At 65.3% G+C, this 15,177-nt stretch carries 12 protein-coding genes; 8 read left to right on the top strand and 4 right to left on the bottom strand.

The features are described 5' to 3' along the window. Positions 1-56: 56 nt before the first annotated feature. Positions 57-1,268 (bottom strand): helix-turn-helix transcriptional regulator, encoded by a 1,212-nt coding sequence (locus tag BHE01S_RS06785; protein ID WP_042261885.1) that lies wholly within the window; start codon positions 1,266-1,268, stop codon positions 57-59. A 362-nt stretch (positions 1,269-1,630) separates the two neighbouring features. On the opposite strand from BHE01S_RS06785, the gene BHE01S_RS06780 reads away from it, so the two are divergent. Next, complete coding sequence (locus BHE01S_RS06780) at positions 1,631-2,233, top strand: DUF4337 domain-containing protein (protein ID WP_042261883.1); 603 nt, start codon at positions 1,631-1,633, stop codon at positions 2,231-2,233. 4 nt (positions 2,234-2,237) lie between these two features. Here the strand turns inward: BHE01S_RS06780 and BHE01S_RS06775 are convergent, their stop codons facing one another. Together BHE01S_RS06775 and BHE01S_RS06770 are read right to left on the bottom strand one after the other, a co-directional pair. After that, entirely contained in the window at positions 2,238-2,729 is a 492-nt protein-coding gene (locus tag BHE01S_RS06775) for a hypothetical protein (protein WP_052405734.1), read from the bottom strand. 136 nt (positions 2,730-2,865) lie between these two features. Continuing rightward, positions 2,866-3,345 (bottom strand): DUF2501 domain-containing protein, encoded by a 480-nt coding sequence (locus BHE01S_RS06770; RefSeq protein ID WP_042261881.1) that lies wholly within the window; start codon positions 3,343-3,345, stop codon positions 2,866-2,868. 656 nt (positions 3,346-4,001) lie between these two features. Between BHE01S_RS06770 and BHE01S_RS06765 the strand changes: the two genes are divergently transcribed. Further along, positions 4,002-5,249: a transposase gene (locus tag BHE01S_RS06765; RefSeq protein ID WP_042261879.1), complete on the top strand. Its 1,248-nt coding sequence runs from the start codon at positions 4,002-4,004 to the stop codon at positions 5,247-5,249. A 57-nt stretch (positions 5,250-5,306) separates the two neighbouring features. Here the strand turns inward: BHE01S_RS06765 and BHE01S_RS06760 are convergent, their stop codons facing one another. Further along, a complete protein-coding gene (locus tag BHE01S_RS06760) occupies positions 5,307-6,827 on the bottom strand; it encodes a mannose-1-phosphate guanylyltransferase/mannose-6-phosphate isomerase (protein WP_042261877.1) in 1,521 nt (506 codons plus the stop codon). 499 nt (positions 6,828-7,326) lie between these two features. On the opposite strand from BHE01S_RS06760, the gene BHE01S_RS06755 reads away from it, so the two are divergent. The 6 genes from BHE01S_RS06755 to BHE01S_RS06730 all read left to right on the top strand — a co-directional run bounded on the left by BHE01S_RS06755 (position 7,327) and on the right by BHE01S_RS06730 (position 15,146). Then, positions 7,327-8,706, top strand: a complete 1,380-nt coding sequence (locus tag BHE01S_RS06755; protein WP_042261875.1) for an undecaprenyl-phosphate glucose phosphotransferase — start codon at positions 7,327-7,329, stop codon at positions 8,704-8,706. A gap of 77 nt (positions 8,707-8,783) precedes the next feature. Continuing rightward, the gene (locus BHE01S_RS06750; protein ID WP_042261873.1) at positions 8,784-10,199 is read left to right on the top strand and encodes a UDP-glucose dehydrogenase family protein; all 1,416 of its coding nucleotides are present in this window, start codon (positions 8,784-8,786) and stop codon (positions 10,197-10,199) included. Between the two features lie 50 nt (positions 10,200-10,249). Continuing rightward, positions 10,250-10,699 (top strand): arsenate reductase/protein-tyrosine-phosphatase family protein, encoded by a 450-nt coding sequence (locus BHE01S_RS06745; RefSeq protein WP_042261872.1) that lies wholly within the window; start codon positions 10,250-10,252, stop codon positions 10,697-10,699. Beyond that, positions 10,696-11,871, top strand: coding sequence for a polysaccharide biosynthesis/export family protein (locus BHE01S_RS06740; protein ID WP_042261871.1), 1,176 nt, complete (start codon positions 10,696-10,698; stop codon positions 11,869-11,871). Before BHE01S_RS06745 ends, BHE01S_RS06740 begins: the two co-directional genes overlap by 4 nt. A 61-nt stretch (positions 11,872-11,932) precedes the next feature. Further along, the gene (locus BHE01S_RS06735) at positions 11,933-14,179 is read left to right on the top strand and encodes a polysaccharide biosynthesis tyrosine autokinase (protein WP_407669479.1); all 2,247 of its coding nucleotides are present in this window, start codon (positions 11,933-11,935) and stop codon (positions 14,177-14,179) included. A 40-nt stretch (positions 14,180-14,219) separates the two neighbouring features. Beyond that, positions 14,220-15,146 carry a glycosyltransferase family 2 protein gene (locus BHE01S_RS06730; RefSeq protein WP_042261866.1) on the top strand — a complete coding sequence of 309 codons (927 nt, stop codon included), beginning with the start codon at positions 14,220-14,222 and terminating at the stop codon, positions 15,144-15,146. Positions 15,147-15,177 lie beyond the last annotated feature (31 nt).

Genomic DNA, 15,177 nt, shown 5'->3' with positions numbered 1-15,177 from the left:
CGTTCATCGAACGTGGGTTGCGCGGGCCGTTTTCTGTTGCGTCGGCGAATCCTGGATCAATCGCCGCGTGCAATCGCGAGCTGCGCGATCAGACGCATCAGCTCGGCCTGGCGGCGCGTGGCGGTTTTCGCGAACACGTGATGCAGATGCGTGCGCACGGTCGAGGGCAGCACCTGCAGCGCTTCGGCCACGTCTTTCGGGTTGAGGCCCTTGCCGACCTCGCAGGCCACGCGCGCTTCCGCGGGCGTGAGGCCGAACAGCGCGATGAGACGCGTTTCCACGCCGCGCCGCGACGATTGCGGATCGATCACGATGAGCATGGCCTTGCCGGCGCGTGCGCCGTGGGCGAAGTCGTCGGCGCGACAGTGCTCGCCTAGCGGCGAAACGAGCACCTGGAGCGGCTCGTCGGGCGGCTGGCGGGCGATCCGCATCGCGCCGCCGCTGCGCCCGCGCCCGTCGCGCCCGGCCGCACGCGCGATCAGCGCGCGCAACTGCTGGGTGGCGTAAGCCGTGGTGGCGCCGAGCGCGGCGTGTTCGGTGCGCAGCCCGTTTGCGCGGGCGAGCTGCGCTGCGGCGGCGCGATTCGCGAACACGATGTGCGCGTCGGCGTCGACGATCAGCACGCCATGCGCGAGCGCGTCGAGTGCGTCGGCGGGAGCATGGGCGTTATCGTCGCGCGAGGCGAGCGTGCGGGCCGTGTGCCGCTGCACGCGCAAGGCATTGCGCAGATGCGGCAGCAGCGAGCGCAGCGCATCGAGTTCGTCTTCGCTATAGAAGCGCGTTTCATGGCGCAGCGCGCCGAGCACGGCGGCCATATCGCCTTCGCGCAGCACGTTCGCGAAGGCCACCGTGTAGAAGCGCTGCGGGCGCACCCACTCCTGCACGAAGGCGCTGCGTTCCGGACTCCCCTGCGGGCGGATCATCGTGTCGGTGACGAGCGTGCCGGCGGCCCAGCAGCGCGCCTGCGGCACGAGCGGATCGAGGCCGCCGTAGTGCTGCGCGTACGATTGGGCAAACGAAGCGTCGATGCCGTCCCACTCGGCGAGCGAGAACGTGCTTTCGGGAGGCAGCATGGTGAGATTGACGTGTTGCGCGCCGATGCGTCGCGCAATGCGCGCGCACACAGCTGGCCAGCGCTGCGCGTCGAAGCCGGCATCGTAGATCGCGTCGATCAGGCTGCAGGTTTCATCCGGCTTGCCATACCGCTCGCGCGCGCTGTGTGCAACCGTGTCGATAGCCGCGGCGTGCACGGCCGTTGTGGGTCCCATGATGGTCTCCTGGCTGAATTTATTAACGGCAGAAGGCCTCAGGGCATGTCGCGCGAGGTTGCATATAGGGCCATGTGGCACTGCAACGATGCGGGAAGGCGCTCAGGGCGAAAATCCACGTTTGCAAACGGCCGGCGGGAGGGGATGCACTGCAACATCCCGGGTACCTGATCTGAATGAATAGACGATCAAGCCTACGATTCGCTTTCGTCAGGAGAGATTTCGGGTTTCGTTACATCCGATGCACTCCGGGTACTGGACAAGCGCGCCGCGCTCACGATAATTGAGCGTCCCCACAGGCGCGCCGCACGGGGGAAATGCGGTTCGCGCAGTGAAAGTCAGAGAAAGCGGAGAGTCCCTGGATGTCTGAAGAGTACGAAGTGCATGGGCCGCACGACCACGCGGTCGAACACGCCGCGGCGGGCCATGGCGGGCACGGCGGGGGCGACCCGTTCCCGGGCCGCATGGCGGTGATGACGGCCATCCTCGCTTCGATTGGAGCGATCTTTGCCTACCAGAGCGGCAACAGCGAGAACCAGGCGCTCTATTACAAGAACGAAGCGGCGATCCGCAAGACAGAAGCCGCGAATCAATGGGCTTACTATCAGGCGAAGGGCGAGAAGCAGAATCTCGCGGAGCTGGGCGCGCAACTCTCCGCGCTCGCGCCGAATTCGGACGCCGCCCAGAAGCGCTTTGCCGCCGACGCCGACCGCTATCGCCAGCAGAAAGAGCCGATCCGCGCCAAGGCGGAGGCGCTCGAAAAAATCGTCGAGCAGGACGATGCGCTGAGCGAGCGCGTGCTGCACGGCCATCATCGCTGGGCCCAGGCCACCACGCTCATCCAGATCTCGATCGCGCTCACGGCGATTACGCTGCTCACGCGGCGGCGCTGGCTGCTCAATACGTCGGTGGGCGTCGCCATCGCCGGCGTGGGGCTGGGCGCGTTGGCGTTCTTCGGCGGTTGAGCGTTCACCCGCCGCACACGATCGCCGTGAGCAGCAGCGGCACGACCGATTGCACGGTGGCGTCGCTGTTGGCTTCACGCACGCGCGAGCGCACCTTCTCCGCGGGCGCGGACACGACCACGCCGTAAAGCGGCGAGGTGATCTCCTTGCCGGCGCCGCGCCTGAAGAGCGTGTCGTCGCGGTCGTAGCCGAGCACTACGTAAATCGGGAAGCCGAACGCGCTCAGGCGGGTGCCGCGCGCGGGCCTGAACGCGTTGACCGAATTCGCTTCGACGCGGCTCGGCTCGGGCTCGATGGATTTTTCCTCGATGAGCGACGAGATGAACGTATGGGGATCGGACTTGCAGTCGAACTGCTGGTCGTGCGAGGCGGTTTGCATGGACTGCGCATGCGCCACCGGAACCAGCAGGGCGGCAAAAGCGGCGAGGCCGCTCAGCGCGCTCCGCAGCGTGGTGGCCGGGAACGCGAATATTACGGGAGTGTGGCGCTTGGTCATGGGCTACGGGTGGCAATGCCGGGTGAAGACCGGTTGATTCCATTCGACAGCCGGACTTCGTTCGTGTTCACAGCTTACGGCACATAAATTGCGCGGGCCGTACGCCCGCGCACATCCGCATGCCGGCTCGGGGCGGCTACAGCATCGACTTCGCCTGGCTCAGGATCTTGTCGCAGACCTGCCTCGTGGCCTCCTCCTTGAGGCCGCCGCCCGTGAGGTCGAGCTTCTGGCCGTTGCCGGCCGTGAGGATGCCGCTCGTGCCCTGCGTATAGCCGCTGTCGGTCGTGTTCGCGCCGCCGGGCAGCTTGCTGAGCAGTGAGTCTTTCACATTGCTCGCGGCGTCGGCGTTCAGGTAATTGTTCTTGATGCAGTACTGCAGCACGCCGGTGACATTGCCGAGACCGTTCGACGTGAGCGAGGGCGCCGAAAGCGAATTGCCGAGGCCGCCCAGATTGCCGAGCGCACTTTGTGCCGAACCGCCGCTGTTGGCGCCACCGCTGCCGCCCTGGTTGAGCAGGTTGCCGAGCTGCGCCTGTGCGGCACCCCAGGGGGCGAGCAGCGCCAGGGTCAGCGTGGCCATCAACGCCGTGGCGACGCGCGGAACAGAGGTTTGCATACACGAATCTCCGTGGTAGTTCAGTGCGCCCTTACTATAGACGGATTCGTTTTCGCGGCCTCGCTACGTGACGCCGCACGAGCGTTCGGTTAGCGATGGTGCAACCGGTGCGAAGCGCGCAACGGTTTCGTTGTGACCGTTACGTGTTGCATCGGAGGATTTCATCGGCATGTCATTTGTTGCGGGCACAACAATGACGGCGCAGGCGCGAACCGGGGTGGCTGCGGAGGGAGATGTGTCTCAAGTGGTATGCATGCATCCGGAATCGTGCAGGGCGCGGACCACGCGCCAGCGACGCAACGAATGAACCTGTTACAACTGTATTGACGCTGTAAAACACTACGTTTACAGGCCTTTTCCGGCAATATTCCCGGCGATTCAAGGTGGAGATTGTTTCTAACCGTAACACTTATTACGGCCCTCCTCATCGGCTGGTTTCAGGTGGTATGCTTCCTGCACAAATTCTCCCTTGCACGAGTGAGACCACGTTTATTGCGTCAATACAGTGAATGAACGCACTGCCAGAGTGCGCCCCGCGACGCAAATGAACACGTCATATAAGCATATGGTGCAACCGAGCTAGCCAACGCGGGCAACAAGATCCGCGAGCCAGTGCTCCGTCAATGCAGCCCCGGTCCGGCTGCGTGGAGAACAGCATGAATTTCGAAGAACTGAGCGACGACGAGTGGATGCAGGTGTCTTCGCTCGTGTCAGATGAACCTCCAATCAGGCTTAACCGGCGCGGCCGCCCTCGCGCCGAGCCGCGCGTCGTGGCCAATGCCGTCCTCTGGATTCTCACCACCGGTGAGTCGTGGTCGCGCCTGCCCGCGCGTTATCCGTCCGGGCCCACCTGCCGCCGCCGTTTCGAGGAGTGGCACGGCAGCGGCACGTTGATCGAGCTGGTCGAGCTGCTTTCGCAGCGCGGCCGCAAGTTCGTTTATGTGCCCCAGCCCGCGCAGGCCGATGCCCAACCCGTTGCAGTCGCAGTCGAGGAAGTCGCCGAGGACGACGGCCAGCCGGCCGTGTTCTGGAAGAGTCCCGAGGCCTGGCAGGCGCCCGCCGCGCTCGCCGACGCGCCACTTGCCGATCCCATGGAAAGCATGATGCGTCAGCTCGCTGGCGGCGAACCGGCATTGCCCGTTTCGCTCGGCGCGCCTGTCGTGTCTAACGCCACGACGGCAGCGAGCGCATCGACCGTTGCGAGTGCGACGCGTTCGCAAAACGATGCGCCGTTTGCACCGTTCTCGCCTGCTCGCGTGAGCAAGCCTGTTGCGACTCGCGCGATGCCGCGCGACGCGTCGCATCGCAGCGTGTACCCTGCGGGCAGCGTGGTGCAGGTCGCGGAATGGCGCGGCTATACGATGAGCCTCACCGTTCAGCCCGTGCGCAACCGCATGTTCCGCGGCGCCGTGGAAATTCTCAAGGACGGCAAGCGCATCGAGCGCTCGGGCCTGATCGGTCCGCCGTTCCAGGATCGCGAATCCGCGCGGAATTTCGCCTTCGACTGGGCGCGTGAATGGCTCGATCGCGAAGACATGGCCGAGTCCGCGCCCGGCGCTTCGTGGCCCGGTTCGCATCCCGCGAGGCATGCCGCGTCGAAGGGCGCGGCACAGAGCGCGTCGCAAACGGCGTTGCCCGGCGCCGCACCGCACGCGCCCATCCAAAGCCCAGGCGTCACGCGCGGCGATCCGTCCGATGCTGCCGCCGCGCGCGCGTTGCCTGCGGGCGCGCCGGGCAGCGTGCGGCTTGCGCCGCTGCAAGCGCCGGTCCAGCGTTACACCGCCACCGGCGCACTGCTCACGGGCAGCAGCGAAGCTCGCGAAGCCAATACGGCGTCGTCCGGCACCGCCGAACGACGCACGGCCGACGTCGCCGGAATGCGCTACCGCACACTCTCGCGCTGATCACGCAAGGCCGCGCGCGGTGCGCGCAGCCTTCCTGGATTGCCACGACGGCTTGCTTCACTGCCTGCCGTACTGATCGTCGAGACGCACGATATCGTCTTCGCCGAGATACGAGCCCGACTGCACCTCGATGATCTCGAGCGGCATCTTGCCGGGATTTTCCAGTCGATGCGACACGCCAAGCGGGATGTACGCTGACTCGTTTTCCGAAACGATGAAGCGTTCTTCCCCACGCGTGACGAGCGCGGTGCCGCGTACGACGACCCAGTGCTCGGCGCGATGGTGATGCATCTGCAGCGACAGGCGTGCGCCCGGCTCGACCACGATCCGCTTGACCTGGAAGCGCTCGCCGCTGTCCACGCTGTCGTAATGACCCCACGGGCGATGCACGAGGCGGTGCGCCACGGCTTCGGTGCGGCGTTCCTGCTTCAGGCGTTGCACGATCTTCTTGACGTCCTGGGCGCGCGAGCGGTCGGCGACGAGCAGGGCGTCCGGGGTCTCCACGACCACGAGGTTCCGGGTGCCGAGGCAGGCCACGAGCCGGCCGTCCGAATGCGCGAAGGTGTCGCTGGCGCCTTCGAACATCACGCGGCCGTGCGCGACGTTGCCTTCGTCGTCCTTGGGCGAAACCTGCCAGACGGTGTCCCATGAACCGAGGTCGGTCCAGCCGGCCGTGAGCGGCACGACCACGCCACTCGCGACCGTCGGGTCGCCGGCGAGCGGTTCCATCACGGCGTAGTCGATGGAGTTCGAAGGCGAACGTGCGAACGCTTCGCTATCCACGCGGAAGAAGTCGCCGTCTGCCTTGCCGTGCTCGATCGATTCCGCGCATGCGGCGTAGATGGCCGGATGAAAATGGCGAATCGCCTTGAGCCAGGTCGAGGCGCGCACGATGAAGATGCCGCTGTTCCACCAGTAGCGCTGCGAAGCGATATATTGCTGCGCCAGCTCGAAATAGGGCTTTTCGACAAAACCGTTCAGACGCCGCGCACCGTTGGGTTCGGCGTTCGCGAGCGGCTCGCCCACATGAATGTAGCCATAGCCCACCTCGGGATGCGTGGGCACGATGCCCATCGTCACGATCTGGCCGTTCGCGGCATGACGCACGCCTTCGGCCACGGCGTTCTGGAACGCTTCGAGGTCCGCGAGCGCATGGTCGGCGGGCATGACCACGAGAATGCCGTCTTCCTGCGAGGCGGCCACCGACATCGCGGCGATCGTGAGCGCGGGCGCCGTATCGCGGCCCACGGGCTCGAGAATCAGACGTGCGTGCTTGCCCGCTGCGCGAACCTGGTCGGCGGTGGTGAACCGATGTTCTTCATTGCAGACGATCAGCAGCTCCTCCGCGAGCGTCACGCGCTCGGCGAGCGCATCGAGGCGGCCCGCAGTGCTGGCCAGCAGCGACTGCTCGCCAACGAGGTTGATCATCTGCTTCGGATATTGCTCGCGCGACAGTGGCCACAACCGCGAGCCCGCGCCGCCCGCAAGCACGACAGGGCACACCTGCAATGCACTGCGCGTTTCGGCACGCGTCTGGGACGCTTTTGCCGATGCCGTAGCGGAACCCGTATCCGTCATCTCGCTCTCCTGTAAAAGGTATCGGTGATGCGATTTGTAGCATGCTTAAAATCGTCATAAATAGTGTCGTAAAGAAGAAAACGGAAAATATTCGAATTAAATTTAAATCACGCTCCCGTCACATCGAAACTCTGATAAAAAATTCAATAAAAATTCTGCCGCCGGTCGCCGCAATTTCTTGCTGAAACCCGTAATCCGGCCTCTTTTCCGGAAAAATCTGCCGGAACGATCGGGATCAAGAGCCAATGCAGGAGGGAAACCCGGCAATCTTTTCCGAAAATATTCGCAAAAAAATAACCCGGAAAGGGCGAAACAATTGGAGATACTTTTGAGGCTTGCAGCCTGAATTTTTATCGCGCCTTATTAGGGTTTATTCGGATCAGAATTAGCGAAGCCAGACGCTTTTTTGCGGCGACGCAGTCCCAGAAACTTTTGCAGCGACCGGCCATGATTTGCAGTGCGTGGCCGCGATTCATTTTTTAAACCCGAGGTGCCGGACATGCTCAGCGTTCTAGCCAGAATTTTCGACGTTGCCGCCATTGCCGCTGGAGCGCTGCTCGCGGCCGCCTTGCACCGTGGCCAGTTCGTGCCGCTCACCGACGCGGAGAGCGTGGCGCTCGCATTCAACTGCGTGCTCGCGATCTGGATGTTCCCGGCGTTCGGGATCTACAAGTCGTGGCGCGGCAAGTCGCTGTACGTCCTCTTTGCCCGCGTGTGCGCGGCCTGGCTCGCCGTGGAGGGCACGGGCATCCTGCTGAGCTTCAGCCTGCACCGCGCCGATTCGCTTTCGCGCCTCTGGCTCGCGTACTGGGTCGTCGCCTCGGTGGCGCTCCTGATCGTCTCGAAGGCGCTCGTGCACATGGTGCTGCGCGGCATTCGCCGCGAGGGCTACAACCAGAAGGCTGTGGCGGTGGTGGGCGGCCCGCGCTATGGGCGCTTCCTGATCGAGCACATGCGCTTTCACCCGGAAGCGGGTTTTCACCCGGCGCTCGTGTTCGACGAGGACAGCGACGCGGATGGCGCCGCCGCAATCGACGGCGTGCCGGTGGAGCGCAACCTCCAGGCCATGCTCGAGTTCGTGCGCAAGAACGAGGTGCGCGAATTGTGGCTCGCCTTGCCGATCACCAAGGAGCGCACGATCCATCGCATCGTCACGGCCTTGCGCAACGACTTCGTGAACATCCGTTTCATTCCGGACGTGCGCAGCCTGTCCTTCTTCAGCCAGCCCGTGGTCGATCTGCTCGGTGTGCCGGCCATCAATCTCGCGGCCTCGCCGGTCACGGATCTGCGCGTGCTGCCCAAGCGCGTGTTCGACATCGCGTTCGCGGGTGGCGTGCTGGTCGCGCTGGCGCCGCTGCTCGCCGCGATCGCGCTTGCCGTGAAGCTCACGTCGAAGGGCCCGGTGTTCTTCAGGCAGCGCCGCAAGGGGCTGGATGGCAACGAGTTCGAAATCTACAAGTTCCGCTCGATGAAGGTCCATGCGGAAGTCGCGGGGCAGGTCACGCAGGCGCGCCGCAACGATCCGCGCGTGACGCGCGTGGGCGCGTTCCTGCGCCGCACGAGCCTCGACGAGCTGCCGCAGTTCATCAACGTGCTCAAGGGCGAGATGTCGGTGGTGGGTCCGCGCCCGCACGCGCTTGCGCACGACGACATCTACAAGGACCTCGTGCGCGGCTACATGGCGCGCTATCGCATCAAGCCGGGCATTACGGGCTGGGCGCAGGTCAACGGCTTTCGCGGCGAAACCGATCGCGTGGAAAAGATGCGCGACCGCGTGCGCTTCGATCTGCACTACATGCAGCATTGGAGCTTCGCGCTCGACCTGCGCATCGTGGCGATGACCATGTGGAAGGGTTTCGCCGGCCAGAACGCATATTGAGGCGAAGCGAGCGCGCGCGATGCCGGTGTGCGCAACGTTTCGCGTGACATGAAGAACCAATCACTTTTGAGGTGGGCATGAATCTGACGATCATTGGCAGCGGTTATGTGGGTCTCGTGACGGGCGCCTGTCTTGCCGATATTGGCAACGACGTGTTTTGCCTCGACGTCGACGAACGCAAGATCGACCTGCTCAATCAGGGCATCGTGCCGATTCACGAGCCGGGCCTGAAGGAAATTATCGAGCGCAACGTGCGCGCGCGCCGGCTGAAGTTCTCGACCGACGTGGAAGCGGCGGTCGCGCACGGCGACGTGCAGTTCATCGCCGTGGGCACGCCGCCCGACGAAGACGGTTCCGCCGACCTGCAATACGTGCTGGCGGCCGCGCGCAACATCGGCCGCCACATGACCGGTTTCAAGGTGGTGGTGGACAAGTCCACAGTGCCGGTCGGCACGGCCGCGCTCGTGCACGACGCGATCGCCTCCGAATGCGCAAAGCGCGGCGAGAGCCACATGTACTCGGTGGTCTCGAATCCCGAGTTCCTCAAGGAAGGCGCGGCAGTCGAGGACTTCGCGCGGCCCGACCGTATTGTGCTCGGCTGCAACGACGACGTGCCCGGCGAGCGCGCGAAAGAGGTCATGAAGCGGCTCTATGCGCCGTTCAACCGCAATCACGAGCGCACGCTCTACATGGACGTGCACTCGGCCGAATTCACCAAGTACGCGGCCAACGCCATGCTCGCCACGCGCATTTCGTTCATGAACGAACTCGCGAATCTCGCCGACCGCGTGGGCGCCGATATCGAGGCCGTGCGCCGCGGCGTGGGCTCGGACCCGCGCATCGGCTATGACTTTCTCTATGCGGGCTGCGGCTACGGCGGCTCGTGCTTCCCGAAAGATGTGAAGGCGCTGATGCGCACTGCCGAGGACTTCGGCGAGCCGCTGCAGATCCTGCGCGCCGTGGAGTCCGTCAATGAAGCGCAGAAGCAGGTGCTGGCACAGAAGATCGTTACGCGCTTCGGCTCCGACCTCACGGGCCGCGCGTTCGGCGTCTGGGGTCTCGCGTTCAAGCCGAACACCGACGACATGCGCGAGGCGCCGAGCCGCACGCTCATCGCCGAGCTGCTCGCGCGCGGCGCCAAGGTCAAGGCATACGACCCGGTCGCGACCGCCGAGGCGAAGCGCGTACTCGCGCTCGATCTCGCGCACGCGCCGGAACATCAGGCGCGGCTGTCGTTCGTGAGCGACGCGATGGAAGCCGCAAGCGATGCGGATGCCGTCGTGGTGGCCACCGAATGGAAGGTTTTCAAGGCGCCCGATTTCGAAACGCTCAAGCAGCAACTGAAGATGCCGATCGTGTTCGACGGCCGCAATCTCTACGAGCCGTCCGCGCTGCGGGAACTCGGCATCGAGTACCACGCCGTGGGCCGCGCGAGCGCGACGCAGGCAAGCCGCGCGCGCGCCGAAGCCGCCGCGACGCAGGCGCTGGCCTGAGCGTTGCCGGGCTACGCATCGCGCATGTCTGGGAAGGGAGTCACGCGACCATGATCAAGAACGTGCTCATCGTTTGCCACGCCAACGTCTGCCGCTCGCCGGCGGCGGAGCAGCTCTTTCGCGAGCGTCTGCGCGAGCAGAAGGGCTCGCGGGCGGAGTCGTTTCAATCGGCGGGCCTGCGCGCGCGCGACGGCGACGACATGGACCCCGTGATGCAGTGGCTGCTTGCCGAGCGCGGCATGAAGGTGGGCGAGCATCAGTCGCGCCGCCTGACCAGCCGCCTCGTGCGCTCGGCAGACCTCGTGCTCGTGACCGAGCGCCGCCAGGTCGCCGCTGTCGAGCGCATTGAACCCACCGCGCGCGGCAAGGTGTACGCGCTCGGTAACTGGGAAAACTCTGATGTCAGCGATCCGCATGGGCTTCACGAGTCCGCGTATCGCCAGAGTCTTGAATTGATGGATCGCATGGTAAAGGGATGGTTGAGCCGAATATGCCAATGACAAAACTGAAACTGACGGCGGTGGTCGCGTTGAGCGTCTTCGTTTCCGCGTGCGCAACGGCACCGGGCAATTATCTCGACACGTCGAGCCTGAAGGAACAGCCGAACAACCAGCCGCAGCAGCAATTCAACGTGCAGCTCATCACGCAGCAAGTCGTGCTGCAGCAGGCACAGGCGGCCGCTGCGCAGCCGAAGGCGCCCCTGCCGCCTTCGAAGTTCGCGAGCGCTGCCGACTACGTCTATCACATCGCGCCGCAGGACATTCTCGGCGTGACCGTGTTCGACCACCCGGAACTCTCGACGCCGCAGGGCTCGACGTTCTCCACGGGCGGCAACACCACGCAGACGGTGGGTCAGGCGCTCACGCAGCCCTACACCAACGCGTTGCCCGGCCAGGCCGACCCGTACGGGCAGACCGTCGCCAGGGACGGCACAATCTTCTTCCCGTTCGTGGGCCGCATCATGGCCGCGGGCAAGACGCCCGGCCAGATCCGCGACCAGCTCGCGGCCGGCCTCGGCCCCTATGTGAAGAACCCGCAGGTGGACGTGCGCGTGCTCGCGTACCGCAGCCAGAAGGTGCAGATCACGGGTGACGTGAAGACGCCGGGACCGCTCTCGATGAGCGACGTGCCGCTCACGCTGGTGGACGCCATCACACGTTCGGGCGGCACGACCGACAACGCCGACATCAACCGCGTGCGTCTCACGCGCAACGGCAAGCTGTACATCCTCGATGCGAACCGCATGCTCGACGGCGGCGATTCGACCCAGAACGTGCTGCTGCAGAACGGCGACGTCATCAATATTCCGGATCGTTCGGATAGCAGAGTATTCGTGATGGGTGAAGTGAAGACGCCCCTGCAGACGAACCTCATTCGCGGCAACCTCACGATCGCCGACGCGCTCACCCAGGCGGGCGGCATTCTCGATACCGACGCGAACCCACGCCAGATTTTCGTGATGCGCGGCATGAAGGACAACCCGACGCAGCCCGAGATCTACCGTCTCGACATGACCAAGCCCGACGCGATCATGCTTTCGTCGCAGTTCCAGCTCAAGCCGCTGGATGTGGTGTACGTGGGCACAGCCGCTTCGGCGACCTTCAACCGTGTGTTGCAGCAGGTGCTGCCGACCATCCAGACCGTCTTCTACCTGAAGCAGATCGCGAAGTAAGCGCGCGAGTCGCAGCGCTTGCGCAGAAGACGCAGGAGCAACACCTAAACAACGGGATTGAATCGTGACCATACAAGCCAATAGCCAGGCCGCCCCGGCGGTCCGCACCGAGGAAGAGGACGTCGTTCTCGGCCAGTTGCTGCGCGTCATCATCGACGACATCGGCTGGCTCATCGCGATCGCGGCGGCGGTGATCGCCATGGCCGTGTTTTACTGCTTTATCGCCAAGCCGGTCTATACCGCCGATACCCAGGTTCGCGTGGAGCCGTCCGACTACACGTCGCAGGCCCTCACGCAAACGCAGACGGGCGCGAACATCAGCTCGGGATCGTCGGCGGGCAGCCTGCCCACCGACGCCGAGATCCAGATGATCAAGAGCCGCAGCGTGGTCGAGCCGGTGGTCAAGCAGTTCAAGCTGAACACGACCGTCACGCCGGTCATGCTGCCCCTGATCGGCAGCCTTTCCGCACGCCTTGCGACGCCGGGCACGCCCGCGCGTCCGTGGTTCGGGCTCAGCAACTGGCTCGGCAGCTATGCGTGGGGCGGCGAGGTCATCAACGTCGACTCCGTCGAGGTCACGCCCGAGCTCGAAGGCAAGAAGCTCACGCTCACCGCGCTCGACCACGACCGCTATGTGATCTCGACGCCGGATGGCGCGCGCCTGCTCGAAGGCACGGTGGGCCAGGTCGAACAGGGCGGCGGCGTGAAGCTGCTCGTGAGCAAGCTCGTGGCGCGTCCGGGCACGCGCTTCAAGGTCGTGCGCCTGAACGATCTCGATGCGATCAGCGGCTTCCAGAACGCGATCCAGGTACAGGAGCAGGGCAAGCAGACGGGCGTGATCGACATCTCGCTCGAAGACAACGACCCCGGGCACGCGGCGGCAATCGCCAATGCGGTGGCGCAGTCGTACCTGCGCGAGCACGTGGCGACGAAGCAAGCCGACGCGAGCAAGATGCTCGACTTCCTGCGCAGCGAACAGCCGCGCCTGAAGGCGGACCTGGAGAACGCCGAAGCAGCGCTCACGGCTTACCAGAGCAAGTCGGGTTCGATCAATGCGAGCGACGAAGCGAAGATCTATCTCGACGGCAGCGTGCAGTACGAGCAGCAGATTTCGGCGCTGCAACTGCAGATCGCCTCGCTGCAACAGCGGTTTGGCGACCAGCATCCGGTGCTGATCGCGGCGCGCCAGCAGCTCGCGCAACTGCAGGCCGAGCGCGCGAAGTACGACACGAAGTTCCGCGACCTGCCGGCGACGGAAGTGAAGGCCGTGCAACTGCAGCGCGACGCGAAGGTGGCTGAGGACATCTACGTGCTGCTGCTCAACCGCATTCAGGAGCTTTCGGTGCAGCGCGTGGGCACGGGCGGCAACGTGCATATCATCGATCCGGCCCTGCGCCCCGGCAACCCCTCGAAGCCCAAGAAGCTGCTGATCGTCTCGGCGGCATCGCTGCTCGGCGTCATTCTCGGCACGGGCTTCGTGCTTATGCGCCGCAACATGTTCAAGGGCATTGTCGATCCGGACCAGATCGAACGCTCGTTCCAGCTGCCCGTGTACGGTCTCGTGCCGCTTTCGCCGGAGCAGATCGCGCTCGAAAAGCGCGGCCCGGTGCCTGGCGGCACGCGCCTGCGCGACGTGCTCGCCAACGCGCGCCCCAAGGACCTCACGGTCGAAAGTCTGCGCAGCCTGCGCACTTCGCTGCAGTTCAGCGTAATGGATGCGCGCAATCGCGTAGTCATGCTGACGGGTTCGGTGCCGGGCGTCGGCAAGAGCTTCTTGACCGCGAACCTCGCCGTGCTGCTTGCCCACTCGGGCAAGCGCGTGCTGATGATCGACGGCGACATGCGCCGCGGCGCGCTCGAACGTCATCTGGGCGGGCCGCAGGAGAACGGCTTCTCCGAGCTGCTCTCGGGGCAGATTGCGCTGGACGAGGCGATTCGCGCGACTGAGGTAGACAACCTGCACTTCATCTCGTGCGGCCGTCGTCCGCCCAACCCTTCCGAGCTGTTGATGTCGCCGCGTCTTGGCCAGTACCTCGAAGGTCTGTCGAACCGCTACGACGTGCTGCTCATCGATTCGCCGCCGGTGCTCGCCGTGACCGACGCCGCCATCATCGGCGGCCATGCGGGCTCGACGTTCCTCGTGCTGCGTTCGGGCATGCACACCGAAGGCGAAATCGCCGAGACGCTCAAGCGCTTGCGCAACGCCGGCGTGCGTGTGCAGGGCGGCGTGTTCAACGGCGTGCCGGCGCGCACGCGCGGCAATTACGGCTACGGCTACGCGAACGTGCGCGAGTATCTGAGCGCATGACGACTACGTCCTCATCCAGCACAGCAAAGGAGAACACGCGATGAAACTGACCGTGCTCGTGCCGACCTATCGGCGTCCTGATGATCTGTCGCGCTGTCTTTCGGCGCTGCTGCGCCAGCAGCGCACGCCCGACGAGATCGTGGTGGTGGCGCGCGCCGACGACGAGGCGACGCATGCGTGCCTCGCCGAGCACGTCACCCCCCGCGTGCTCAACGTGGAAGTCGCCATCGTCGAGGAGCCGGGGCAGGTGGCGGCGCTCAATCGCGGCATCGAGGCCGCGACGGGCGATGTGATCGCCATGACCGACGACGACGCCGCGCCGCGCGCCGATTGGGTCGCGCGTATTGCGGCGGCGTTCGAGTCCGACCCGAAGCTCGGTGCGCTGGGCGGGCGCGACTGGGTGCACGAAGGCGGCCGCATGATCGAAGGCGAGCGCACGCTGGTGGGCAAGCTGCAGCGCTCGGGCCGCATCATCGGCAACCATCATCTGGGCGCGGGCGGCGCGCGCGAAGTCGATCTGCTGAAAGGCGCGAACATGAGCTACCGGCGCGCGGCGATCGGCGACCTGCGCTTCGACCGGCGCCTGCGCGGCACCGGCGCGCAAACGCATAACGACATGGCGTTCAGCATGAGCGTGAAGCGCTCGGGCTGGAAGCTCGTGTACGACCCGCTCGTGGCGGTGGATCACTACCCGGCGCCGCGCCCGGGCGAAGACCCGCGCAATGCGCAGACGCTCGCCTCGATCCGCAATGCCGCCTATAACCTGCACTTGATCCTGCTCGGCCATCTCACGCCGCTGCGCCGCGAGACCGCGTGGTGGTGGTACGCGCTCGTCGGCACGCGCGTGTATCCGGGCCTCGTGCATACGGGCCTGAGCGCCGTGCGCGGCGGTTCAGCGGCCGCGGCATTTGCCCGCTGGCGCGCGGTGCGCGGCGGCGCACGAGAGGCGCGCCGCGCGCTCGTTTGAGCGGCGCGGCCAACCACTACACGGAGGACCC

Origin of the sequence: Paraburkholderia heleia NBRC 101817, from assembly GCF_000739775.1 — a bacterium.
In the GTDB taxonomy this organism is placed as follows: Bacteria; Pseudomonadota; Gammaproteobacteria; order Burkholderiales; family Burkholderiaceae; genus Paraburkholderia; species Paraburkholderia heleia.
Note: the sequence above shows the minus strand (reverse complement) of the source record. Positions and strands in the feature narration are given on the sequence as shown.

Bases quoted from the DNA above. Each gene is read 5' to 3' on its own strand.
- BHE01S_RS06785 (WP_042261885.1), bottom strand. From the start codon at position 1,268: ATGGGACCCACAACGGCCGTGCACGCCGCGGCTATCGACACGGTTGCA.
- BHE01S_RS06780 (WP_042261883.1), top strand. From the start codon at position 1,631: ATGTCTGAAGAGTACGAAGTGCATGGGCCGCACGACCACGCGGTCGAA.
- BHE01S_RS06775 (WP_052405734.1), bottom strand. From the start codon at position 2,729: ATGACCAAGCGCCACACTCCCGTAATATTCGCGTTCCCGGCCACCACG.
- BHE01S_RS06770 (WP_042261881.1), bottom strand. From the start codon at position 3,345: ATGCAAACCTCTGTTCCGCGCGTCGCCACGGCGTTGATGGCCACGCTG.
- BHE01S_RS06765 (WP_042261879.1), top strand. From the start codon at position 4,002: ATGAATTTCGAAGAACTGAGCGACGACGAGTGGATGCAGGTGTCTTCG.
- BHE01S_RS06760 (WP_042261877.1), bottom strand. From the start codon at position 6,827: ATGACGGATACGGGTTCCGCTACGGCATCGGCAAAAGCGTCCCAGACG.
- BHE01S_RS06755 (WP_042261875.1), top strand. From the start codon at position 7,327: ATGCTCAGCGTTCTAGCCAGAATTTTCGACGTTGCCGCCATTGCCGCT.
- BHE01S_RS06750 (WP_042261873.1), top strand. From the start codon at position 8,784: ATGAATCTGACGATCATTGGCAGCGGTTATGTGGGTCTCGTGACGGGC.
- BHE01S_RS06745 (WP_042261872.1), top strand. From the start codon at position 10,250: ATGATCAAGAACGTGCTCATCGTTTGCCACGCCAACGTCTGCCGCTCG.
- BHE01S_RS06740 (WP_042261871.1), top strand. From the start codon at position 10,696: ATGACAAAACTGAAACTGACGGCGGTGGTCGCGTTGAGCGTCTTCGTT.
- BHE01S_RS06730 (WP_042261866.1), top strand. From the start codon at position 14,220: ATGAAACTGACCGTGCTCGTGCCGACCTATCGGCGTCCTGATGATCTG.